General features: G+C 40.2%; 15 protein-coding genes. 4 read left to right on the top strand and 11 right to left on the bottom strand.

Annotated elements, in window-relative coordinates:
* Positions 1-2: 2 nt before the first annotated feature.
* The 5 genes from EAX61_RS09755 to EAX61_RS09735 form a co-directional block, all read right to left on the bottom strand.
* A complete protein-coding gene (locus EAX61_RS09755; protein WP_121917540.1) occupies positions 3-584 on the bottom strand; it encodes a hypothetical protein in 582 nt (193 codons plus the stop codon).
* Between the two features lie 11 nt (positions 585-595).
* A complete protein-coding gene (locus tag EAX61_RS09750; RefSeq protein WP_121917500.1) occupies positions 596-2,146 on the bottom strand; it encodes a glycoside hydrolase family 32 protein in 1,551 nt (516 codons plus the stop codon).
* Positions 2,147-2,274: 128 nt separating this feature from the next.
* Positions 2,275-4,215 (bottom strand): T9SS type A sorting domain-containing protein, encoded by a 1,941-nt coding sequence (locus EAX61_RS09745; RefSeq protein ID WP_121917499.1) that lies wholly within the window; start codon positions 4,213-4,215, stop codon positions 2,275-2,277.
* A gap of 86 nt (positions 4,216-4,301) precedes the next feature.
* A complete protein-coding gene (locus EAX61_RS09740; RefSeq protein WP_121917498.1) occupies positions 4,302-5,375 on the bottom strand; it encodes a hypothetical protein in 1,074 nt (357 codons plus the stop codon).
* A gap of 91 nt (positions 5,376-5,466) precedes the next feature.
* Positions 5,467-6,471, bottom strand: a complete 1,005-nt coding sequence (locus tag EAX61_RS09735; protein ID WP_147448358.1) for a helix-turn-helix domain-containing protein — start codon at positions 6,469-6,471, stop codon at positions 5,467-5,469.
* 353 nt (positions 6,472-6,824) lie between these two features.
* Here EAX61_RS09735 and EAX61_RS09730 point away from each other — a divergent pair, with 353 nt between their 5' ends.
* The 4 genes from EAX61_RS09730 (at position 6,825) to EAX61_RS09715 (ending at position 11,866) form a co-directional block, all read left to right on the top strand.
* A complete protein-coding gene (locus EAX61_RS09730; protein ID WP_121917496.1) occupies positions 6,825-7,865 on the top strand; it encodes a LacI family DNA-binding transcriptional regulator in 1,041 nt (346 codons plus the stop codon).
* 168 nt (positions 7,866-8,033) lie between these two features.
* Positions 8,034-8,690: a beta-phosphoglucomutase gene (gene pgmB / locus EAX61_RS09725; RefSeq protein ID WP_121917495.1), complete on the top strand. Its 657-nt coding sequence runs from the start codon at positions 8,034-8,036 to the stop codon at positions 8,688-8,690.
* A gap of 60 nt (positions 8,691-8,750) precedes the next feature.
* Entirely contained in the window at positions 8,751-11,084 is a 2,334-nt protein-coding gene (locus EAX61_RS09720) for a glycoside hydrolase family 65 protein (protein ID WP_121917494.1), read from the top strand.
* Entirely contained in the window at positions 11,060-11,866 is an 807-nt protein-coding gene (locus EAX61_RS09715) for a glycoside hydrolase family 16 protein (protein WP_121917493.1), read from the top strand. Before EAX61_RS09720 ends, EAX61_RS09715 begins: the two co-directional genes overlap by 25 nt.
* Here EAX61_RS09715 and EAX61_RS09710 read toward each other — a convergent pair.
* The 6 genes from EAX61_RS09710 to EAX61_RS09685 are packed head-to-tail and all read right to left on the bottom strand — an operon-like array spanning position 11,863 to position 24,626.
* Positions 11,863-12,432: a pentapeptide repeat-containing protein gene (locus EAX61_RS09710; protein WP_121917492.1), complete on the bottom strand. Its 570-nt coding sequence runs from the start codon at positions 12,430-12,432 to the stop codon at positions 11,863-11,865. The genes EAX61_RS09715 and EAX61_RS09710 overlap by 4 nt on opposite strands.
* Positions 12,433-12,437: 5 nt before the next feature.
* Entirely contained in the window at positions 12,438-13,334 is an 897-nt protein-coding gene (locus EAX61_RS09705) for a GyrI-like domain-containing protein (protein WP_121917491.1), read from the bottom strand.
* Positions 13,335-13,341: 7 nt separating this feature from the next.
* Positions 13,342-14,688, bottom strand: coding sequence for a vanadium-dependent haloperoxidase (locus EAX61_RS09700; RefSeq protein ID WP_121917490.1), 1,347 nt, complete (start codon positions 14,686-14,688; stop codon positions 13,342-13,344).
* A 4-nt stretch (positions 14,689-14,692) separates the two neighbouring features.
* Positions 14,693-17,968, bottom strand: a complete 3,276-nt coding sequence (locus EAX61_RS09695; RefSeq protein ID WP_121917489.1) for a VCBS repeat-containing protein — start codon at positions 17,966-17,968, stop codon at positions 14,693-14,695.
* On the bottom strand, positions 17,961-21,320 hold the full coding sequence (locus tag EAX61_RS09690) for a VCBS repeat-containing protein (RefSeq protein ID WP_121917488.1): 3,360 nt from the start codon (positions 21,318-21,320) through the stop codon (positions 17,961-17,963). Before EAX61_RS09690 ends, EAX61_RS09695 begins: the two co-directional genes overlap by 8 nt.
* A 3-nt stretch (positions 21,321-21,323) precedes the next feature.
* Entirely contained in the window at positions 21,324-24,626 is a 3,303-nt protein-coding gene (locus EAX61_RS09685; protein WP_121917487.1) for an FG-GAP-like repeat-containing protein, read from the bottom strand.
* Between the last annotated feature and the right edge of the window lie 75 nt (positions 24,627-24,701).

The following is a 24,701-nucleotide window of genomic DNA, read 5'->3' as shown; positions in this document are numbered from 1 at the left end:
ATTCAGAGTGGTTTATTTTGTAAAGTGTTTTTTCTGGTGGTGTATAAATCTATGGCTTTTAAGTAGTTTTGAGCACCTCTCATTGTCAAATCATTTATAAAGCCATCCAGCTCGGGATGGTTTTGATTTATCCAAGATAATAGGGAGTCCCTGCGTTGCGCCCAAGTTTTCCAATCTGCATCAGGGCAGTTTAATTCTTGAATTCTGGATATTGCTCCTTCCTTAAATGAGATTTTATAGGAGCAAGACATTGGGTCATTTTTTAGAAACTTGTGTTTTATAGTGCTTAACGTTGTGGTTGCTATAATGTCGTCATTTTGTTTTTCTATGGACACCAATTCATATTTTGGCTGAAAAATGGAATCCCATTTAAACTGCTCGTAGTAGCTTTCTTTTGAAAAAGGCATCACATAATCTCCCGCAACAAGAGTAATGCTATCGTCTATCACAGATTTCACCTCGTTGTAATCGCCGGAGGCAAAGCCATTATAATATTGAGTTACGGCATCTTCTGGACTTAATGTTCTTTGCTGGCACCCCAACATAATACATAAAGCGGTGATTAAAAAAAGTGATTGTCTCATTGGTGTATTTTTCAATCCCAGATGCGCTCTATTTTTGAACTTGTAATGTCTTTGTAAGTAACATCACCCTCAAAGCTTATGGAAGTATAGGGTTGTGTAGGGAAAATTTGCTCCGTCATCACGACCGCTCCACCGTTTACAAAAAACTCAACGGAGGAAGCATCTATAAAAATGCTAAAGGTATTTTCGGTTTCAGAAGTTGCGATAGAAGGTGCAAAGTGTACCTCTTTACCAAAATCGGCTTGAAAATCTACTTTTCCAGATGCAGTACGGTCTACAAAGAAGTTTGCTTTTTCGGCGTTATAACCTAATTGCAATTTTTCGCCGGCTTCATTGCTGAAGGTTACCTTAAAGTCCTGCAGTTTTTCATCTATTTCAAAGTTTATGCGGTTTTGGTTGAAGTCTTCTCCCGTTAGAACATTTGCCTTACCATTGGTTTGAAGTGAAGGTTCTTGGGTGTAATTCTCAATTTGGTTAACAGGGAAGTTTTTTAGGTAGTAGCCTTTATCATTTTGGTGCAATGTCAATTTTCGTGGCAAGGTCATCGCGCTACGCCATACTTCTGTGGGTGTATCTCTGGCGTAGGTCCAGTTACTCATCCAGCCTATAAAGGTACGTTCGTCGTCGGGAAGACCGTTCCAAGTTACTCCCGCATAATTATCAGTGCCGTAGTCCAGCCATTTAGTTTCTTTTTGAGTGGTGGTAAACTTTTTTCCGTCAAAATCACCCACAAAATATTGTGTTCCCGAACCACCATTGGGCGCTCCAGGATTGATACTTATAAGCAAAACCCATTGTTGCTCGTCGCTACCTTCTACCTGTAGCGGAAATAAATCTGGACATTCCCAAACGCCGCCGTGAGCGCCGTTTTCTCTGCCAAATTCACTCTCCAGCTTCCAGTCCTTTAAGTCGGAACTGCTGTAAAACTTGGCGTGGTCTCCCGCAACGAGAGACATTATCCATTTGCCTGAAGCTTCGTGCCACATCACCTTTGGGTCTCTAAAGTCTTTGATACCATCATTCCCTATGACAGGATTGCCATCATATTTTGTCCACGTATCTCCCTCATCTAAGCTGTAGGCAATTCCCTGTGTTTGAAAATCTTTACGGCCTGCTTGTTCTCCAGCCATTAAATGATAGGTGAAAATGGCAACCATAGGCGGGTTTTCTTTAGTGCCCAGTCCCGAAGTGTTGTCAATATCCATTACAGCACTACCCGAAAATATTAATCCAAGTTCATCTGGATATAATGCAATGGGTTTGTGCTCCCATTGTATCAAATCCTTAGAGGTGGCGTGTCCCCAGTGCATCGGTCCCCAGACGATGTCTTCTGGGTAGTATTGATAAAAAAGATGGTAGGTTCCGTTATGGAAGAGGAGCCCATTCGGGTCGTTCATCCATTTTTCTGGTGGTGTAAAGTGGTATTGCGGGCGGTAGCTTTCGCGAAAGCGGTCTTGAGAAAATTCAACTTTTGCTTGTTCGTCTGAAACAGAGGTCTTTTCTTCTTTACAAGCTGAGCATAGAAAAAAAAGGACTATGGTGTATATGTAAACTGAGCGCATATATTTTATTTGCCTAAATATAGCAATATATAGGCAAAGTTAAATCACCCTGTTGAACACTGTTTATTATATAAGTAAAACCGCTGTATTTGTAGATTATACAGCGGTTTACATGGTAGTTTTTGATTTTATCTTTTTACCATTTTAATGGTTTTTAAAAAACCCAAGTCATCTGTTATGGTGGTAAAATAAATCCCCGAGCTACCTTCTAGCCTAAGTTGTAAGGTATCGGTATTTAGAAATCGTTCGGAACTAATCACCTGCCCGAGGATATTTGTAATGGTCGCTGTTATTTTTGACTTAGTAGTATCCAGTTGAATTGTAAATTGATTTTCAGTAGGGTTAGGATATACTTTTACAGTTCGGATTGAATTTTCTGTAATATTGAGTACAGCATCAATCACGCGCAAGGTCACGTTGTCGGTATTGCATATAACATCATAAATGTATTCCATGCCACCAAAAAATCCAGAGACCTGTGATGGTAGATTACACTCCGTAATTGTACCAGCTGTAATCACTACAAACTCATCACCTACCTGGGGAGCATAACTTAATTGAATATCAAATGTGCCATTAATTTCTGCTACAGGGTTTGTGGTTTCAATGGCAAATACATCGTATTGGGTACTAGGGGTAGAGCCATTTATCTCTATTTCATATATACAATCTGTGGTAGAATCAAAAGACCCTGCGTTGTTATACGTTAATGTACCTGGACCGTCGTTTCCAGGTGCAATCCTACTTTCAATATCGTCAAAGGGGTTTGCCTCTAGCGCCCCAGCGCCAGTTAAGCGTCCTTTGCCTTCATAGCCATTTGTACATTCAAGAGTGCCTTGCGTGATGCGTACTATGCCAGACTCATTATTTATTAAATTCAAGATGCGAGCAACTCCGGAACCCGAAATTTTTTCTACAATTCCATTATTTACAAATCCGGCGCCTCTTATAACCACATCATCAACTACTGTAATAAGGCCTTGTTCTGTATTTTCTAAAAAAGAATTGCTAGCAATATCAAAGGGAAGGTTAGGACTACCTGTAAAGTTTATGGTGCCTTCATTTTTTAAGGTCGCACCACCTGCTATTTGTGCATTTAAACCCGTATCTGAAATATTCATCAAAACTTTATTGATTAATATACTGCCTGGTGCGGCTTGCGTTTCGAGCGACCCGCCTATCCACTCGATAACCGCAGGGCCTGAAAAATCTAAAAAGTTTTCACCTCCATTAGACAATCTTACGGAATTACAATTTATGATAAACGGGCCGTCCAGTTGCCCCGTTAAAGTTCCATTTAAGAAGTAGGTATTATTGCTATCCCAGCTTAGAAATCCATCGCTATTTACATTGTATGCTCCATCTGTAAATGTTGTAGGACGTGTAAATTCCACGGAGCCGCTATCTATATTTATAGTTCCACCATCGTTTTCAAAGGGTGTTGCCATCTCAAAAGTCTCTGTGCCAGCAGTTTTTTGTATAATGCCTTGATTGAGTAGCCTTGAAGAACTAACGTTAGCTATTGACCCTTCTTCAATAGTTAATATCCCAGAAGGAAAAATGTGTAATGTAACTAGATTCATTAAAAATGGTTCGCTAGGAGATTGTATTTGCATTGTCCCAGTAATCTCAACAGAGGACTGATTTGAATTATTTCCGCTTATTCCTTTTGAAAGCATACCTATGCTGTTCAATTCACCATTTATAATTATTGGTCCATTAATGGTGGTTATCCAGCCTTCTAAAACATTTAACTCACTTCCGGGCGCAAAATTTCCACCTGTTTGCGTCACTAATGCTAAGCTTCCGAATTTAGTAACAATTGCTCCTTCCTCGACGGTTAGAAAATTAGCATTTGCGCTGGCACCCGTGTCACCTATATTTATAATCTCGCCCTGTGGTATAATGACATTATCTGCAGCTGTAGGGATTCCTTGAGGAGACCAGTTAAGAGGGTCGTGCCAAGAGTCATTATTTGTAGCGTTTGTATAGGTTTTTTGGGCAAAGGCTGAGAGTTGAAAAATTAAACATACCAGTAGTGGTGCAAAAAGTAATTTGAACGATTTCATAATGTTGATTTTAGAATGGTTATAATTATTGTTTTTTATTGTTTAATAGTGCGCTTTCGCGAAAGCGTACAACAGCTACACTATTCTCAATTATTTATTTGTGCCTCCACCCAAACTCCACGACTATCGTTGTTTTGATTCGGGTCAAAAGTTGCATCATTGCTGGTAATGAGCTGGTTGCTGTCATTAATCCAGTAATGATTACTGCCTAAATTCACCTTATATGTTTGCCCTGTGGCAGGACTTGTGACATTAATCTCATCCCTTAATCCGTCTATAAATTTTTGGTGATTACGTGAGGTCATTGCATCGTGTTGTTTTCCAGCGGCAATAATCTGCCGGCCTTGAGCTCGTAGTGCTTCCATACGCTGGTTATGGCTAGCCATCATCTGTTGTGATTTTTGACGATTTTCGGCGTTAATTGTTTGTAACCATTGTGGGTTGATTTGTGTATTTATAAGTGTGTTCAGGTAATCTCTCTTTGCGGTGTTAAAATGGTCTTGAGGCGCCTCCATAGATTCAATTCTATAACCCCAATAGAGGGATTGTTCAGTTTGTGCAACATAATAATGCAACACTAAGAGAGAAGCGTTGCCTTTTGTATCTATCCATTCTGTAGCTACTACTTGAGCTGTTTTTTGTTCTGGTACTGGCTTGTATATAAGTCTGTCTAAGCTAGCGTCTACCGCTTCGAGTTGTGGAAGTGGATATTGTTTTACATAGTTTACCCCTTTTTTTATTGCATGCTCTTTTAAAAGAGATAGTACCTCTTCAAAAGATTGCGGTGGTTTTGTATCAAAACCCATTTGCTGGAAACTTTGATTGATATACGGATTTTGAGAGTATAAAAATTCGTTGCCAGCGATGTATAGAACTTTTACCCCTTTAGGGCTTTCTAAGAATGTTATGTTGTCATCTGCGGTGCTTAAATTCCAGTCAGATGGAATGGGTAAGACACCCATAAGCATATTACGTTGAGCATCCCGCACGGGGAAGTACTTAATAGGACGTCTCGTGCTATTATTGTTTTGCTCGGTGTTTTGGACTAAGCCTAATAGGCTTGGTGATTCCTCCGTATCTTTTACTGCCTGAGCGCGATCGCAGGAAGATGTAGAAATAATAATGCAGAGTGCTCCTGCTAATACTTGTGAACGATTCATATCAAGAGATTTTAGATATGCTATCGAAACTATTGTAAATTAGCTGTTTAAGAGTTCAGGATATTTGCAAACCACAAAAAACGGAACATAATTAGTTTGCTTTTTTAAACTGGGAAGGAGTCTGTCCAGTCATCTTTTTGAAGGTTGTATTAAAAGTAGTCTTGCTGTTAAAACCAGCCTCTAAGCCTATCGCAACTAAGGTGTAATTCTTAAACTCTGGATTTTTAAGATAGCGCTTTGCTTCTTCTACTCTAAGAGCATTTATATAGTCTGAAAAGCTTGTCTGCATTTCATTATTAAAAACTCGAGAGAGGTGGCTTGTGCTTAGTTGTAGCTCCTGTGCGAGAAGTTCTAAAGAAAAGGTAGCATCTAGATATCTTTTTTTAGTCTTCACGATGTCATGTATGCTCGCGATGTGACCGTTACTTGCTTTTTGAGAATCTGAGTTACTATCTAGTTTTTTAGAAAAGTCGCTGAGACTTTTTCGTTCTTGACGAATTCCATATTTATAAATCCCAATATGTCCAAGCCAGTAAATGGCTAGGGAGAGTCCTATCCATAAGGCTGTAAAATATCCTTTAAAAGAAACATTTGTGATATACTTGAACAAGGCTAATCCCCATAATAAGGTGAGTATAAATAGTATAAATAGCATGGTGTGTAACCATCTTAATTCGGCAACTTGCTTTTGCTTTTTTCTGTTAAAATGAGGAATGCTTCTGCGTACTTTTATAAAGGAAATAGCAATTAGAGCAAGTGTGTAAACCATTGAGAATAAGCTTTGCACTTTGCCTATATTTTGCCATACAGGTTTACTAACGGCATTGACATTTCCTATAGAATCTATTTTTAATGCAATAGCAAGAATTAGAAAGATTGAGAATGGGAGGTACAAAAGTAAGCTACTCCTACTTTTCTTATTTTCTTTAAAATTAAGAAACTCCTGAACATACTGAATTATGAATACGGGTATCAAAGACCCTACAGGAATGTAAAAGGTCGCATACATTAGGTTGCCTGGAAGTATCCCCGCACCAGAAATGTAAAACTGAAGATTATTATAAGAGAAGGTAATAATAAGTAGGGCTAGAAACATAGTACTCCTATTCCTAAATTTCTTTGAAAATAGATAAATACCTCCAAAAACAAATCCTTGAATTACGCCTATGAGAATAATAATATTTGAGAGTGTTATCAGCAAGAAAATTATGCATTGGTCATATTCAAATATCTACTTTTTTTTCTTTTTTGGTATTTATTTTTTCTCATTACAAATGATTACAATGTTATTTTCGCAAAAGCATAGAAGAAAACTCTGTTATCTTTTTAACCCTACTCATTGCAATATGATAAGAATTTGATAGCTAGCTTTACTTTCAAAAAGGATTTGAGTAAATTGTACTCCTAATGGTTTTGCTTCCGCGAAAGCGTATTTTTACAACTTAGATTATGAAAAGAAAACTTACATTAAAGCTTATCGCCAAAGAACTGGACGTTTCCATCTCTACCGTATCCAAAGCATTGCGAGATAGCGCAGAGATAAGTGAAGATACCCGCCAAAAAATCAAGGCGTTTGCAAAGTTGTACAACTACAAACCTAACAACATTGCGCTAAGTCTCAAGAACCGAAAAACACGAACCATTGGGATTATTATTCCGCAGATTGTGCATCACTTTTTTACAACCGTAATACGTGGTGTGGAGCAAATGGCAAGAGAGCATAATTATAACGTTATCATCTGTCTTTCTAACAACGACTTTGAGAAAGAGGTGATGAATATGGAATTACTGGCAAACGGAAGTACGGACGGATTTATCCTCTCACTAGCTAAGGAAACGATGCAAAAAAACGACTTTCACCACCTCACCGAAGCGATAGATCAAGGAATGCCTGTGGTTCAGTTTGATCGAGTGGTAGATGGGATACCGAGCGATAAAGTCCTAGTAGACGATAGAGAAGGCGCAAAAATGGGTGTAACTCACCTCCTAAAAACAGGATGTAGAAAAATCGCTATCATCACAACCGAAGATTATGTGACCGTAGGAAAACTGCGTACTAAAGGCTATATCGAGGCGCTCGAGTCTTACGATATCCGAGTAGACAAAGATTTAATTTTAAAGCTGGATAATATTGACTCTTGTGACGATCAATGCATTGCAAAGATCAAGCATTTCCTTAAAGGTAAAGATATAGATGGCGTATTTACCATAAATGAACTTTTTGCCGTCGAGGCTTCAAAGGCATTGCACACAAATGGTAAGTCTATCCCAGCTGATGTATCCATCGTTTGTTTTTCTGATGGAGATTTATCTAAATATGCTACACCTAGCCTTACCACGGTGAGTCAACACGGAGAACAAATGGGGCGTCGCGCGGCCGAGTTGCTCATTAATAAACTGGAAGGACCAGAGGTAGAAGTAGAGGAGTATACGACTTCATATATTAATACCAGTTTGATAGAAAGGGAGAGCACCAGAAAAGTGAAGTAGCCTCTCAGTATTAAGATTGTTTTTTTCGCTTTCGCGAAAAAGGTCACAACAGTTAAAAAACATAGATTACAAAAGCGGAACTAGACTTCCGCTTTTGTAATTCATAAAACGAATTAAAAAATGCGAATGGTTGGATGGGATTTCCGCCTTCGCGGAAATTGAATTGAAATGAAAAAAAAAGCATTCCTTTTTGACCTAGACGGAGTTATAGTAGATACAGCAAAGTTTCATTATCTGGCGTGGAGAAATCTGGCTAAAGAAATGAACTTTGATTTTACCGAAGAACAGAACGAACTCTTTAAAGGAGTAAGTCGGGTACGGTCGCTGGAAATTCTCTTGGACCTAGCAGACTATGATGCAACCGAAGATCAAAAAGACATCTGGCTCGTACAGAAGAACACCGAATATCTTAAATATATTGATAAGATGGACGAAAGTGAAATTTTGCCTGACATCCCCAGAGTATTGGATTTTCTGTTAGAAAAAGAGCAGGGAGTCGCTTTGGGTAGCGCCAGTAAAAATGCACGCCCTATTCTTAAAAAATTAAATCTCATCCATAAATTTGAGGCGATTGTAGACGGTAATGATGTGACAGCTGCAAAGCCAGATCCTCAGGTATTTTTAAAAGGCGGTGAAGCTTTAAATATAGAGCGCAAAGATTGTATCGTTTTTGAGGACAGTATCGCCGGAATACAAGCGGCTAATAGTGCCGGAATGGTGAGTATAGGAATAGGCGAAAAAGACGTACTCCACGAAGCCGATTATGTATTTCAAGACTTTACAGAAATTTCAGATGCTTTTTTAATGGAGTTGATTGAACGATAAATACCTTCCTTTTAAATTTGCCCTAATATCTCAGGTCTAACATCTCATATCTAAAACACTATGCACTTAGAATATATAAAACCCAATCCTTGGTCCATCATAGAAGAAGGTTGGAACCCAGAACACGTAAAATCCTCAGAAAGTTTAATGAGTCTCGGGAACGGGGCGATGGGGCAACGTGCAAATTTTGAAGAGGAGTACAGCGGCGCGACCTTTCAGGGAAGTTACATCGGTGGGGTGTATTATCCGGACAAGACTAAAGTAGGGTGGTGGAAAAACGGTTATCCAGAATATTTTGCAAAAGTACTGAATGCGCCCAGCTGGATAGGTATTAAGGTAAAAGTAAACGGTGAGCGATTGGATTTACATACCTGCGTTTCTGTGAGTGATTTCCGTCGGGAGCTTAATATGTTGTACGGAACGTTAGACCGTTCATTTAAGGCAACTTTAAAAAATGGTGTTGAGGTTTCGGTAAAAGCCCAGCGGTTTTTGAGTTTAGCGTTGAATGAAGTCGGAGCGATAAAGTATAGTATAAAACCGCTCAATCAAGATGCAACCATCATCTTTGAACCCTATCTCGATAGTGGTGTTACAAATGAAGATTCAAACTGGGACGACCAGTTTTGGAACACACTTTCGGTGACAGATGATGAAGACGCGGCATTTATCACAGCGCACACGATGAAAACTAATTTTCACGTGACAACTATGATGCGCAATCGTCTGTTTATAGACGGGAGAGAGATTACGCTTTCGCGAAAGCATAAAACTAAAACCTCTTATCAGGGTGCCATAGGTCATAAGGAAGAGACCACGACGTATATCGGTCACGAGTACGAGACGGATGTGAAGCAAGGCGAGACGTTTACGATACACAAATTTGGCGGGTACGTTTCTGATCTAAATCACGCTAAAGAAAATTTACAGACTGCTTCAACCATAGTTTTAAATACGGCAATCACTCAGGGGTATGATGCGATGTTGCAGGCTCAAAAAGACGCTTGGGCGCAGGTTTGGGCAATGGCAGACATTACGATAGATGGCGATGTGAAGGCGCAACAGGGAATTCGTTTTAATATTTTCCAACTCAATCAAACCTATACAGGCGTAGATTCTCGTCTTAATATTGGTCCAAAGGGATTCACGGGTGAGAAATACGGAGGTTCGACCTATTGGGATACGGAGGCGTATTGCATTCCGTTTTATATGGCGACTAAGGATCAAGAGGTTGCCCGAAATTTATTGACCTATCGTTACAATCAACTAGACAAAGCCATTGAGAATGCGGGAAAATTGGGCTTCAAGAATGGTGCGGCTTTATATCCTATGGTCACGATGAACGGTGAGGAATGTCACAATGAGTGGGAGATCACCTTTGAGGAAATACACCGTAACGGTTCTATGGTATTTGCAATTCACAACTATGAGCGCTACACGGGCGATTACAGTTACATTGTGGAGATGGGAATGGAAGTGATTGTGGGCGTTGCGAGATTTTGGCGTCAGCGAGCTACGTTTTCTAAAGCAAAGAATAAGTATGTAATTCTTGGGGTCACAGGACCCAACGAATACGAGAACAATGTAAACAATAACTGGTTTACAAATTATATAGCAAAGTGGTGTCTGGAGTACGCTTTCGCGAAAGCGGAAGAACTAAGAGACAACCATAAAGACGACTGGAAGCGCATCACGGGGAAGACCAAGCTGTCCTTTGACGAAATCCTCTCGTGGAAATCTACTGCTGAGCAGATGTATTTTCCATATTCCGAGGAGTACGACGTTTTCTTACAGCAAGATGGGTTTTTAGATAAAGAGCTTGTCACCGTTGATAAGCTGGATAAATCGCAACGCCCTATAAATCAGAAATGGTCTTGGGATAGGATTTTAAGGTCGCCATACATTAAACAGGCAGATACGTTGCAGGGATTCTATTTCTTTGAAGATAATTTTACAACCGAAGAACTTGAAAAACACTTTGACTTTTATGAACCGTTTACGGTGCACGAGTCATCGCTTTCCCCTTGTGTACACGCAATACAAGCAGCAAAGTTGGATCGAATGGAACAGGCGTACAAGTTTTACTTGCGCACCTCACGATTGGACTTGGATGATTATAACAAAGAAGTTGAGGAAGGCTTGCACATCACAAGTATGGCAGGCACGTGGATGAGTGTGGTCGAAGGTTTCGGCGGGATGCGCGTAAGGAATAACAAGCTTTCTTTTGAACCGAAAATACCAGATGCATGGCATTCGTATTCCTTTAAAGTGAATTTTAGAGGTCAAGTTGTAAAGGTTGAGGTTGCTAAGAATAAGTCGACATTTAGTCTCGATAGTGGCGATGACCTAGAGATTCTTGTAAATGGAGAAAAATGTACGATCACAGTAGCCAGATGAAATGGGTTTCAGGATTTCTTATGTTTTTAGTCCTCACGAGCTGTAAGCAAGAAAGGCAAAGTGAGTCCACCTTGATTTGGTCAGATGAGTTTGATGGAACAACTTTAAATGAATCCAATTGGAATTACAAGCTGGGAGATGGATGTCCAGATTTGTGTGGCTGGGGAAACAATGAACCTCAAATCTATACTAAAGAGAACACAGAAGTTTCTGATGGAACATTAAAAATTCACGCACAACTTAAAGATAGTATCTACACCTCTTCAAGAATTACTACTAAGGGCAAGTTTGATTTCCAATATGGGTATATAGAATCAAGAATCAAGCTTCCTAAAGGGAAAGGTCTCTGGCCTGCTTTCTGGATGTTAGGTAAGAATATAGATCAAGTAGGCTGGCCACGCTGTGGCGAGGTAGATATTATGGAATGGGTAGGACGTGATGCAGATAGTTTGTTTACTTCACTACACACAAAGGCGAGTAGCGGAAATACAGTAAATACTAAGAAAACATTCCTAGAAGATAATAGTGCGTGGCATACTTATGCCTGCGATTGGAATGAAGAGCGCATCATATTTTACAGAGATAATGAAGAGGTATATCGATTTGCTCCTCAGGAAAAGACAGAAGAGAATTATCCATTTAAACAACCCTTTTATATTCTATTAAATATGGCTGTGGGAGGAAATTTTGGAGGAGAAATAAATAACAGTATTTTTCCTCAGACTTATGAAGTGGATTATGTTAGGGTGTATGAAAGTAATCCTTTGGAAAAAGAGAACTAATCTAGTTTGATTCCAAAATTATTTAGCAATCCGTGAACCTCTGTACGGGAGAATTGCGCACCTTTCATTCTGTTTTTAGTAGGGTCAATGGTGTAATGCATAGCCGTTCTGAAATCTGCCTTTTCAAGATTAGTATTTGAGAAAATGGCATTTGTAAGGTTGCAGTCCTTAAAAACAGTGTTTGATATATCTGCATCTGTAAAATCAGTTTCTACAAGCGAGCATTCTTCAAATAGAGTATTTGGACATTTAAGACCCGAAAAATTTGCTAAATCTAAACTGCAGTTTTCAAATAATAACTTGAGCATAAAATCATTGAGCACACTAAAATCAGCACCAAGTAATTTGCAGGTATTAAAAGTTACATCGTTTAGCGTCGTTCCTCCAAATTTTGCGTTTGTAAAGTTGCAGTTTTCAAAAGAGCATTCCATAAAGACACTATTGGACACGTGAACTGTAGCAAAATTACAATCTATAAATGTGCAGTTGTCGTACTCGGTAGCTTTGAAAGGATGTTTGGTAAAATCCTCGCCATTGTATTGTTCATCGAGTACTATTCCTTTCATTCTGGTTATTCTTTCGCTTTAAGCGGCATATAAATATCTGCGCGCCAGTTAAGCTCATCGCCTCCCATATTTGGGTTGTTAAAGAAGGATTCTAGCGGGGTTTTCTCAACTTCGAGGTTGTTGTCCTCTGCATATTGTAGTAATGCGTACCAAGCCCTATCTGATGTGATATAATTACCATTATAGGTCGCTTTTATGGCTTCTTTTGATGTGATCCGTTTGTATTTTATGATAGGGTCTTCGGGAAGATCCTTAGCGTATTTAATCGGGAAACAAAAGTTATAATGAATACTGTCTGTTTTAGTATTCCATTCGGTCACTTCGACAAAGGGAGGTCCATTAAGTTCTACATCATACTTAATCATCCGATTCGTAAGGAGGGAATAGTATTGCATCATCCCTCTAGCTTTTTCGATCTGCAATCCCTTGAGGGGTACGTAAGCAACATAAGTGGCAGGTGTAATACTTTTTCCATCTATAGTTACTCGAATCTCATCAAGATGACTATTCATTAAGTCAAAAAATTCCTTAACCGTAGCCTTCGTACGTATTTCGAAGTCTGTTTTTTTAAAGGGGACTGCAAGCTTTAAAGGGAGATCATTTTCCTTATCGTCTATACGCACTTTAACCTTAGAAAGAGAATCATTAATTGGGGTAATGTCCCAAGTATAGATATATGTAGAATCCCCTTGTACGATTTTTTGTTCCAAATGCTCCCAGCCATCTTGAGCGATAATCTCACCGTTTTCAAGTGAGGAATTCCACGATTTGATGGATTGATTTAGGGTGCCTGGGTTTGTTTTGGCTTCAAAGTTTACTTGATAGTTATAGGGATAAACAAAAAGGTATCCCAAAATTCCTAAAACCAAAATAAGTACAATAGCAATGATCGCTTTTTTCATAAATCAACTAGTTCGAGGCTTGTGCGTTGTTTACTTTCATTTCTAGGTTGTTCACTACATATTTCCCGAGGTCTTGTCCCTGTTTAAGACCTACGTCTACTGCTGCACGATAATGTATTCCTCCGTACATACGGCTTATGGCAGCTTCTTGTGCGGCTGCTCTAAAAGATGGGAAGTTGCGTACAGGAATTCCATAAGGGGTTTCTGTATCGTCATTGTAAGAAAAGTTGTCTCCAAAAATACTTGTCAATGCTTCGGCAGCGGCGCCAGAGACCACAGAGTGACCACTTACATATTCTGGGAACGGTGGTGTTTGTAGTATCGGTTTCCAGCTATCATCTATATACTCATTTATGAGTGTTTCTGGGCGTATGAGGTTACTACGATACTTCTCATCCCAACAGCTTATAAAAGCATCTGCCATTGCAACAGAAGTTTTCGCGTAAGCGTACAAGGTATTCATATTATCAAAGCCGGCTTTTTTTGAAGCGATCTTTGTAATTCCTATCCAGTGACCTCCAGGCGTTATCTTTTTAGTGGCAAACATCAAATGACCTCTGGTCACAGAAACATAAGGATTACAGTCCCAAAACTGAGCAATGGCAATTTCCTCAGTCTCGTCACCCTTTGCCGTAATGTCCTGACTGATGTCATATACTTCTTTAAGTTCTTTATAAAAATCTGAATCTTCTTCCATCGAGAAGGCCGGAGGAGGAACAGGTTTAAATTGGTCTGGAGCTTCTATAACAAAAGGTCTAATCTTATTCCAATGTGGCTCAATCCCTGCCATATAAGCTGGTGGTGTAGGTTGCCAGCGCGATGGCTCATCTGCCTGTACCGTAAACTTGGGCATCGTGCGCGTTTGCTTGTAATTGTCCTTGTCTATCCACTTGCTTATGTGGTCAGCTACTTTCATTCCGTAAGCCTCTGAAGTCGTAAATTCTTCTTCGTTTTGATTGCGCCAAACATTATAAAGACTATCTCGATAGACTTCTATTTTATCCTCAGAAAAAATGAGTTGCTTGCTCAATTGCATATGAGCGACAAGAGCGGCGAGGTCATAATTTATCGTGGTCTCTGCTTCTGGTTGAGGTATGGCGGTAAAATCATTGAGCTGTCCCGCCAGCGACTGGAAATCTGGGTTGTTGCTGGCTAAAATCTCGTAAGCGGCAATATTAGGATAAGCATAAATCCTACTTGCTACTGGCGGAGAAAAAATATCGTGTATGATGACCTTCGTCACATTATCTATAGATGCGTGAAAGTTATCTGGAGTGATTTCAATAGGTTGCGCTTCCTTGCAAGAAACGGTTAAGAGCAGTATTGCTATGCCTACCGTATATAAATGTTTCATTGTATTATTTCTTTAAACGATATACCTGCGAGCTGTCGTTATTAAATGTTGCGAGCAAGTATGGTTGTTTCTTAACGTTAATAATGTTTAAATGACGTAGTGATTTTTGTGCAAAATCCAAGCCAAGTCGGTGTCCTGAGATAATGTCAGTCTCCGTGTTAATCAATGCGCCAGAGAAAGAATCAAACCTACCGTGATAGGGTTTTACGCCAAAGTAATTTCCACCTGCTAGGACTTCATCTTTGCCGTCTCCGTCAAAATCAAATGTACAAAAAGCCATTATGGGCGACACTTGCATTTCTAAACCAAAAGGCATAAAAGTAAAAGCACCATTATCATTGCGCAAGAACCCTGATTTCAACGTTTCTACATCAAGGATTTGAGCATCTTTGAGCTCTTTTGATTCAAAGATTTCTTCTACAGATTTCCCTGCAAAACTGGAGTACGTATTAAATTTCTTGCGCAGGCTTACCATCTGTGAGGAGAGATTATTAAAATCTTCAAGCGGATGGTATTTCCCATTTTTTTGAGTCGCAACCACAGTTTCTGTTTGCCCATTATCGTCAAAATCCTTGTAATACATACGTAATGGAACATCTTCACTTGCAGTAAACTTGCTGTTTTCTCCCCAGTTGCCCAGAATATAATCGGTATCACCATCTCCATCGATATCAAATGGAACAATCGCCTGCCAGAGGCCTTTAAGTTTCTCCTTTGTAAGATTTACTCGAGTAAGTTTGCCATTGGTATTCTTGTAAAACTGAGGTGCCATCCATTCTCCCACGACAATTAAATCTTTAGTTCCGTCGTTATCAAAATCATTCCAAATGGCATCTGTCACCATCCCGAGATTGCTTAAATCGCTAGCATCAGCTATCATAAATTGTCCCTTGTCATTTTCGAGCAAATAGGAGGTAGGCATTGCCCCAAAATCATTAGTGACCGCTTGATTCCCGATGAAAACATCTATATCACCATCACTATCGTAATCATAGGGTGCGATCACAGAAGCGTTTTCAAACATCTCAGGAAGTTGCTGAGCGACTAATGTCGAATCTTGAACAGAAAAATAAACGTCCTTAAGCGCCTTTGCCCTATTGTAAAAATCGCCACCGCCTGTTCCTAAAAACAGTTCGTTTTTACCGTTTCCGTTAAAATCTGCAATGGTGGCTACGACATCTTCGGTAACGTTGTTTGTAGCTAATGATGATTTGTACGCTTTCGCGAAAGCGCCACCTTCGCCAATAGAATCCTGTTGCACATAAACCTGAGAGTCCTTAAACTTCGAACTACCAAAGAAAATATCCTCTTTTCCGTCACCATTTAGGTCACCCACAGCAACAGCAGGTCCGCGGTCGGAAATTTGATACGGAATGAGTTTTTGCCTGTTATAATCCAGATAATCATCCTCTTCGTGCTTGAAATTGAGCCCTAGATTTCCATCTACCTTTTCAAAAAGCGCTGAATGTTCAGGCTTTAAGGTAGTATAATCAAATTGTTTGTTGTTCTCAGGCTTAATCTTGAGCGTTTGGTTCGTAGCAACCGATTTCAATAGCTGTGTGGTGCCGTCGGGCCAAATCACGCGCAGAGAATCGACCGTGTTGTCATTGCCATAGCCAAAATGTATTAGAGGCTCCGAAGATGCCTGAAAACCACGAGCGGTGTACAACTCCTTGTACTGCTTGATGCCCTTATGATAGGAAATCACTTTTGTCCCTATCCCAAATGGATTTCTATCTGAATACTTGGGTTTAATTTTTAGGTAGTTTGCTTGCTCATTCGTCTTATTCACATATACAGCTACAGGGCTATTTAGGTTGTTTACCACAATGTCAATATCACCATCATTATCCAAATCACTTAGCGCCGTGGCACCAGAAATTAGTGTGTCGTTTTTAATCCAAGCCTTAGACTTATCGTTGAATTTTAGAGAAGACGTCCCTTCAAAAACGTAATTATGCGCATTACCACGAGGCATCAGGTCGATGGCCTTTTGGTCCATCAGTTTTGTGTTGCTTATTTTGTTTTGAATTTGGTCGCTGGATACAAAGTTGATGTAATCCAGGTCGTTAGGGCGTTTTGGGATACCGTTTGAAATAAACAAATCTTGCTGTGCATCTTGATTAAAATCGGCAAAAAGGGCGCTCCAGCTCCAGTCTGTTGCAGAGACTCCACTCAACAATGCCGTCTCCTGATAATCGTATCCTTGCTGATTTACATAAAGCATATTGCGCGTAAACTGGTAGTGATAACCGTAACGTTCGGTGCGGAGTTTTAAGGTTTGGATAGGATCGTCACCTTCAGAGGCCTTGAGTACTTTTTCATCTTCGGCGAGCATATCTAAGGAAATCATATCTGGCCAGCCATCATGATTGATATCTGCCACATCGTTACCCATAGAGAAACGCGATGTGTGGCCAAAGTGGTCTTTTAAGCTTTCGCGAAAGCGTACTACACCCGTACTATCCTTCCCTTGATTCAAGTAATAATAATCATCCTCGTGAAAATCGTTTCCCACGTAGATATCAGGTCGTCCGTCTTGGTTAAAATCGGCAATGGCGACGCCTAGACCGTAGCTGTTTATACCGCCAATTATTCCTGCCTCCTCGCTCACATCTGTAAAGGTGCCACCGTCGTTGCGCATTAAACGATCGCCCGTTTCATAATTGCGCGTATATCTTAAATCTGCTTTGCCGAAGGAATCTTGTGTGTGCACGGCGTGATTGAGCAAGTACAAATCCAAATCTCCATCTCCATCATAATCCAAAAATGCTCCAGAAGAGCTGTAAGTGTCAAAATCGAGTCCGTATTTCCCTGCGCTTTCTGTAAAGGTGTTGTCTCCGTTGTTTATGAAAAGTTCATTGTGTCCCCCAAAACCGTTTATTCCCACAACGGCACACACGTAAATGTCCAGAAGTCCATCATTATTTACATCGCCCATAATGGTTCCTGTATTCCAGTCACTATTTCCGGCGACACCAGCAGTAGCTGTAATATCTTCGAACTTAAGATTCCCTTTGTTGAGGTAAAGTTTGTTTTTCACTTGGTTTCCCGAGAGGTAAATATCGGGTAGATCGTCATTATTTATGTCTCCTACCGCGACGCCACCACCGTTATAAAAATAGAGGTAGTCTAGAATATTGAGGTCGTCACTTTCTGTAAGCGTATTTACAAAGTCGAGGCCTGTTTCTTGGGCACTCGGATTTGTAAAGAGCTCTGGCTCTTTGTCACAACTCCAAAATGCTATAAGGATAAGTCCAATAGTTAGCCGTCTAATCATTGCGCTTAAAAATCTTAGGTTTCTGATTATTAATAGCTACCATAAAGAAGGTATTGTCGTTCTTGTCTTTGAATTGTGAGATATGCTTGATTTCATCACGCACGTAAAAACCACTCTGACCGTAGTCTTGCCACGCAAATTCATTCTTTCCATTTCCTAAAAGAACGCTTCCGTAGTTTGCATCTAGTTGGGAATATTGAGGTTTAAATTCAAAGTTGTTTCCGCCTAGGATGATATCTGTATTCCCATCATTGTTTACGTCTGTGCAGGTAATCCCACAAACGCAGGAAAGTTGCACACGATAGGGGAGTTCTTTAATCGTGAAGTTTCCGTTGCCCTCATTTATTGCAATTACTGAAGCTCCGGTCTCAACTTTTTTTACGATTGAGTTGTTGAAGGATTCACTCGCTGGGAAAAGTTCCTGAATGGTTTTTGTGGCATACTCTGATGCTTTCAAATTTTGTTTTTTAAGCTTTACAAGTTGCGCCGTAAGTTCCTTTTTCTGGTGAATAGGGTAGTCCTTTCCGTCTTGGTTAAATGTCGTTATCTGCTCAATGGTTCCGTTGTTGTCAAAATCGTTGATGTACATCTTGAGCGGTGCTTCGGGCATTGGTTTGTAATGTAGGTTTGTTCCCTCGTTCCCAATAATCAGGTCTAAGTCCCCGTCTTTGTCCAGATCTTCTAATTCCAGCACGTTCCACCAGCCGTGTAGGCTGTCTAGCGAGGATTTCATTTTTGTAAGTCTTCGGCCATTATTACGGAAAATTTGAGGCGTGCCCCATTCTGAAATGGTGAGTAGGTCTTTTTTATTATCTCCGTCTATGTCCAGCCATTTTGCATCTGTAATCATCCCTGCATCTTTCAGCGGGAAAGCGACACGTTCTACACTTTCGGTAAAGTTACCCTTTCCGTCATTTTCTAGGAAGGAGTGTTTTGGGTCTACTCCGTAAACACCTACAACGCTTCGCGACCCTACAAATACATCTACGTCTCCGTCTGCATCAAAATCATAAGGTGCTAGAACTGATATGTTCTGAAAAGCGCTCGGTAGTTCGGTTGCGGATTTTGTGAAATTTCCTTTTCCGTCGTTAAAGTAGAGTCGAGGACGATAATTTACGTTTTTGCCTACTTCGTTTCCGCCGGAGCCTGCCATTAGGTCTAGATCTCCGTCGTTATCTACATCTATAAATATGGAAGCGGTATCTTCGAGGGAGGCATCTTTCGCGAAAGCGGGAATAGTAACACTCTTCAATTTTCCGTCGCCAGAATGCATATACAATTGTCCAGGCTGACCACTCGCGCCGCCCAGATAAATATCGTCATTGCCGTCTCCGTTCACATCGCCTACGGCCAGAGAAGGACCTTCCTGCGAGAGTTGCTTTGCAATAAGCCCCTCGTAGTCAAAGTCGTTATAGCTGTTCTCTTTGTGAGCAACAAGGTTATTATTAGGTAACTCCGTAAAAAGTGCTTTTGTCTTTTTTGAAGGCGGGATGTAGGTCTGAGTCGCCTCGCTTTGCTTCATTGTGAGCAGTTGGTTTGCTTGCACATTGTTGAGTAACTGTGTGGCATCGTTGGGCCAAATCACGCGGAGCGAATCAACTTTTTTAGTCTCGCCCAGACCAATGGTCATTTTATAATCCATTGAAGACTGGAAACCACGTGAGGGAATTAATTCCTGTAAATAGCTGTTGCCATCGTAATACAATCTTACCGAAGTTCCCACTGCAAATGGATTCTTATCTTGTCCTTGAAATGTGAGCTGGAGGTAATTATTGTCCGTTTTTTCTTGTGTATTATTCCGGTACACAAAGGAATCCATATTTACATTATTTACCACGAGGTCCAGGTCTCCATCGTTGTCTAAATCTCCGTAAGCGGCGCCGTTAGACATACTTTTAATTCCCAAACCCCAGTCGTCTGCCTTATTTGTAAATGTGATATCACCATTGTTGCGGAAGGCATAGTTGGGAACGGGGCGTTGTGGCATTTTATTGATTATTGAATCTATGGCTTGCTTTTTACCCGTAAGTGCCATTTTCTGTATTATATCATTTGCAAAAAAATCTACAAAGTCCAGGTCTGTTAGATCGTGATTGATACCATTTGTCACATAAATATCGCGGTAGCCGTCGTTATCCATATCAAACAGTACACCAGACCAGCTCCAGTCGGTAGCCTCTACGCCACTGAAATAGGCGGTTTCAGAAAAGGAACCGTTGCCATTGTTTATCTGCAATGTGTTCTGAATAAACTGCTGGTAAAAATCCTTACGCTGTTTTGTTTTATAGACATCATAACCATCAAACTCCATTACAGATTTTACAGTTTCCTCGCCGTCGGGGAGCATATCTGTAATAAATACGTCTTGGAGGCCGTCATTATTCACATCTGCAAAATCTACGCCCATTGCAGAGAGGCTTAGGTGCGACGTCCAGTTCTTAATATCCTCGGTAAACGTGCCGTCTTGATTGTTTAGGTAGAGGTAATCTCTTTCATAGAAATCGTTAGACACATAAATATCTGGATACAAATCATTGTTAATATCTGTAACCATCACACCGAGACCGAAACCTATCAAACTTCCATATATCCCTGCTTCCTCACTCACATCAGTAAAGGTGTCGCCGTCATTGCGCATTAATAAATCTCCCACACCTCGGAAGATATCCGGCACATTTTCCCAGTCCTGCGCGCGTTTATCGCGTTGCTCTGCGTAGCCCAAGCTATTTACAGGAATATTACTGTTGTTAAGAATGTACACATCTAGGTCTCCGTCTTTATCGTAGTCAAAGAATGTAGCGTGGGTGGAGAAACCTGTTTTGGCAAGATTATATTTTTCGGCACTTTCCGTAAAGGTCAAGTCCCCGTTGTTTATGTAGAGGTCATTATCGTGATTGTTTCCTTCCAGATTACCCGCATTGCTTACATAGATATCTAGCAACCCATCAGCATTAACATCTGCCATTAGCGTTCCAGTGGACCACGGTTTGTTCCCGCCCACGCCAGCTTTTTCGGTTATGTTCTCAAACTGGAAATTTCCCTTATTAAGATATAATTGGTTCTTACCCTGGTTTGCAGACATATAAATATCCGCCAGACCATCGTTGTTTATGTCGCCTATAGCAACCCCACCGCCGTTATAAAAGTTGCGGTATTTAAAAATGTTGAAATTCTTTTCATTCTTAATGGCATTAAAAAAGTCTATTCCCGTACTGTCTGATGGCATTAGAGTAAATAAGGTGTCCTCATTTTGAGCAACTGCCGTTTCCTTAGGAGCATCAGCATCGCAACCAGAAACGAAAAGTAGTATAGTGAAAGCGCCTAGGAGGCAAAACGTTTTCTGTAAGTTCATAAATTATTCTTCTTTCTTTAAAAAAAGCGGTGTGTCATTATTTCGTCCGACAACATAATAAGTGCTGTCATTAATCGTGATTTTTTTGATGCTTCTTGAAGCACCAGAAATATTAAAATCTTGCTTCTCTTTTGCTTCAAAAAAGCCACGTTTATTGTTGAGCAAAAGTAAGCCTTGAGACCCGTCTAACCTACCGAGTTGGGTGCTTATTTCATAGTCATTACCAACAAGGATAACGTCCATAAAACCATCTTTATTGAAGTCTTCTACAAGAAAGTCGTATACAGAGGAAACTTGTGCAAGGAATGGTAATTCAGTGATTTTAAAATCGCCATTGCCTAGATTTTCGATGTATACTGAGGCTAGGGTTTGCACTTCTTTAATTTCGGCAGATTTTAGTTTTTTTACGGGGAATAGTTGGGTTAGTTCCGCTTTCGCGAAAGCGTTATAACTCAAAAACTCCTTGTTTATAAAGGGTAGCTGTTTTACGAGTTCATCCTTTGAGGCCAAAACAGTTTCCTCTCCTTTGTAGAAATAGGTGAGAATGGGGTCAATTTTCCCATTATCGTCAAAGTCGTTACGATACAACTTAAGCGGTTCCTCCGCAGAAGCGGTGAGCCGAGTATTAAGCCCCCAGTTTCCAGCAAAGATATCGAGGTCACCGTCGTTATCAAAATCTGCCACTTCGTGCGTATTCCACCAGCCACTTGTGCTGGGTAAGGTCGCATTCTCAAGTGACTCAAGCCTTTTCCCATCATTGAGTAAAATCGTGATAGGCATCCAGTGTCCAGAAACAATCGCATCCTGAAATCCGTTGCCGTCCATATCTACCCAAGAAATATGCTGTACATTACCTATGTTGCGCAATGCTTTACCGAAGGTTTCTGACACATCTATAAAATTTCCATTGCCGTCATTATTGAATACAAACTGTTTAGGCTTGGCACCAAACGATTGTGGGATGGCGTTAGACGTTATCACGACATCCAAGTCACTATCATTGTCATAATCTACTGCGGTAACGGAAGAGGCATTCATTTCGGCACCTTGAAAGGCTAAAGAGTGTAAAGTGAATGTACCGTCCTGTTGCAGATAAAGACGAGGTTGTAGCGCTTCCCCGCTTTTAATTTCGTTACCTCCACTTACGATGACTATGTCGTTTAGCTTATCTCCGTTCGCATCAAAAATAATTGCGTCTATGTCTTCATTTATGAGATATGAAGCGTCATTTTTAAATTGCTTTTCGACAAAAGTACCGTCGGCGTTTTGTAGCCAATATTTTGTTTCTTGACCTTTGGCACCCAGCGTGATGAGGTCATCTAGAGTGTCATTATTTAAATCTCCAGCAATCACTTTACCACCACGATTTGTGCTGGCGTAGGGAACTAAAGGCTCGCGATCAAATTCAAATGAAATTCCGTCCTCGTGATTGTAAGTTAATGACATCGAGGTGTTAGAGATTAGGTTTTGTGAAGTGCTTTGCTTGTTTTTATAGTAGTTTCCAGAGGCATTGCTATAAGAAACTGTGAGGCTTGTCTTGATTTCTGGATTTGCAATGGTCTCGTATTTCTTGTCTGGCCAAATCACTTTGAGCGAATCAATTTTGTCTTTTGCGCCTAGTCCTACGTGAATCTCTGGAGCGACCGCAGAGAGATAACCGGTTGTTGTATAGTTTTCAAAAAGCTGTTGTTCTTTTTTATGATATACAATAACTTTTGCGCCTATTCCCAGACGGTTTTTATCTGGGCCTGAAAAAGAGACATTCAGATAATTGTTTATACTGTCTAATTCTGTCGTTCTGTTTTCTAGAATAGTCGCTCTTTCGTTTACGTTGTTGATGATAATGTCCAAATCCCCGTCATTGTCCAAATCGGCATAAGAAGCCCCGTTGCTGAAAGAAGGCTTCGTCTTCATCCAAGTATTACTAACATCCTCAAAGGTTCCGTTTCCTTTGTTTTTAAAGAGGTAGTTCGGGGTTTTCTTTTGGGGTAGTTCTTTGGTGAAGCTTAAATCTTCGGCCTTCATTCCTGCGCCTAGTCTTTTTTGGATACTTTCATTTGATATGAAATTAATGAAATCCATATCGTTAGTAGCTCCTTGGATACCGTTTGTGATGAAGATATCTTTATTTCCATCGTTGTCAAAGTCTGCAGTAAGTGGTGCCCACGACCATTCTGTCGCTGAAATACCGCTCTGAAAAGCGGTTTCTGAAAATGTACCGTTCCCCCTATTGAGATGCAAGGTGTTCTGCATAAATTGTGGCTGGTAACCACTACGCAATTGATTTTGATATGTGGGGTAGGGGTATTCTGTCCCAGAAGCTTTAAGCGTTTTTAAGTCATCTGGCAACATATCTACCGAAAAAATATCTTGTAAACCATCATTGTTCAAATCTGCAATGGAGTTGCCCATCGAGAAATGGGTGGAGTGTCCTAGTGCTCCCTCAGAACTGTTTACCTCTTTAAAAGTACCATCCTGCTGATTAATATACAGATAGTCGTTTTCAAAAAAGTCATTACCTACATAAATGTCGGGGTGGCCGTCATCGTTTAGGTCGCCTACGCTTATTCCTAAGCCGTAGCCTATGATGCTTTGATAGATGCCTGCATCTTTTGAAATATCGGTATAAGTGCCATTATCATTTTTAAGCAATTTATCTCCACTTAGGGAATCTACTTTTTTTCTTTTGGTACCTCGACCGTAATTACTGTTGGGATGTACAGAATGATTTAGGAGATAGGCGTCTAAATCACCATCCAAATCATAATCAAAGAAAACTGCTTGCGTACCATATCCTGAAAAATCAAGTCCGTACTTGTTGGCTTCTTCGGTAAAAGTTAGTTTTCCATTTTGGATCCCTTGATTTATGTAAAGTAAGTTGTGTCCTTTTAAATCCAAATGACCACTTACTTTAGAGATATAGAGGTCTGGTCTAGTATCATTATTAATATCGACAATGGTGACTCCGGTTGTCCATCCTTCAACATTAGAAATTCCTGATGTGGAAGTGACATTTTTAAATTCTAAATTTCCTTGATTTAGATATAGTTCATCCGCACGGGCGTTTGAGGTAAAGTAGATGTCTTTTAAGCCGTCCCCGTCAAAATCGGTAACGGCAGTTCCAGCTCCGTTATAGAAATAGAGGTAGTTAAGGATGTTAAGATTTGTGGTGTTCTCAATAGTATTAGAGAAGGTAATGTTTGTGGTTACGCTTTCGCGAAAGCGTAATACTTCATCTACATTTTCCTTGCAAGAAGTAATAAGGAATAGAGCAAGTAGTAATATTTTGTACCGTTCGAACAGCAATTAAATTGAGATTAGGGTAGGGTATAAATATAAAAAAGAGGGTTAACAAGTAACCCTCTTTTTAAGCTTAATTCA

This window comes from Dokdonia sinensis (assembly GCF_003688895.1).
GTDB classification, from domain to species: Bacteria; Bacteroidota; Bacteroidia; order Flavobacteriales; family Flavobacteriaceae; genus Dokdonia; species Dokdonia sinensis.
This window is presented reverse-complemented; position numbering and strand designations above follow the sequence as displayed.

Excerpts from the sequence above, each read along its gene's own strand:
- EAX61_RS09755 (WP_121917540.1), bottom strand. The coding sequence starts at position 584 with ATGAGACAATCACTTTTTTTAATCACCGCTTTATGTATTATGTTGGGG.
- EAX61_RS09750 (WP_121917500.1), bottom strand. The coding sequence starts at position 2,146 with ATGCGCTCAGTTTACATATACACCATAGTCCTTTTTTTTCTATGCTCA.
- EAX61_RS09745 (WP_121917499.1), bottom strand. The coding sequence starts at position 4,215 with ATGAAATCGTTCAAATTACTTTTTGCACCACTACTGGTATGTTTAATT.
- EAX61_RS09740 (WP_121917498.1), bottom strand. The coding sequence starts at position 5,375 with ATGAATCGTTCACAAGTATTAGCAGGAGCACTCTGCATTATTATTTCT.
- EAX61_RS09735 (WP_147448358.1), bottom strand. The coding sequence starts at position 6,471 with ATGTTTCTAGCCCTACTTATTATTACCTTCTCTTATAATAATCTTCAG.
- EAX61_RS09730 (WP_121917496.1), top strand. The coding sequence starts at position 6,825 with ATGAAAAGAAAACTTACATTAAAGCTTATCGCCAAAGAACTGGACGTT.
- pgmB (WP_121917495.1), top strand. The coding sequence starts at position 8,034 with ATGAAAAAAAAAGCATTCCTTTTTGACCTAGACGGAGTTATAGTAGAT.
- EAX61_RS09720 (WP_121917494.1), top strand. The coding sequence starts at position 8,751 with ATGCACTTAGAATATATAAAACCCAATCCTTGGTCCATCATAGAAGAA.
- EAX61_RS09715 (WP_121917493.1), top strand. The coding sequence starts at position 11,060 with ATGTACGATCACAGTAGCCAGATGAAATGGGTTTCAGGATTTCTTATG.
- EAX61_RS09710 (WP_121917492.1), bottom strand. The coding sequence starts at position 12,432 with ATGAAAGGAATAGTACTCGATGAACAATACAATGGCGAGGATTTTACC.
- EAX61_RS09705 (WP_121917491.1), bottom strand. The coding sequence starts at position 13,334 with ATGAAAAAAGCGATCATTGCTATTGTACTTATTTTGGTTTTAGGAATT.
- EAX61_RS09700 (WP_121917490.1), bottom strand. The coding sequence starts at position 14,688 with ATGAAACATTTATATACGGTAGGCATAGCAATACTGCTCTTAACCGTT.
- EAX61_RS09695 (WP_121917489.1), bottom strand. The coding sequence starts at position 17,968 with ATGATTAGACGGCTAACTATTGGACTTATCCTTATAGCATTTTGGAGT.
- EAX61_RS09690 (WP_121917488.1), bottom strand. The coding sequence starts at position 21,320 with ATGAACTTACAGAAAACGTTTTGCCTCCTAGGCGCTTTCACTATACTA.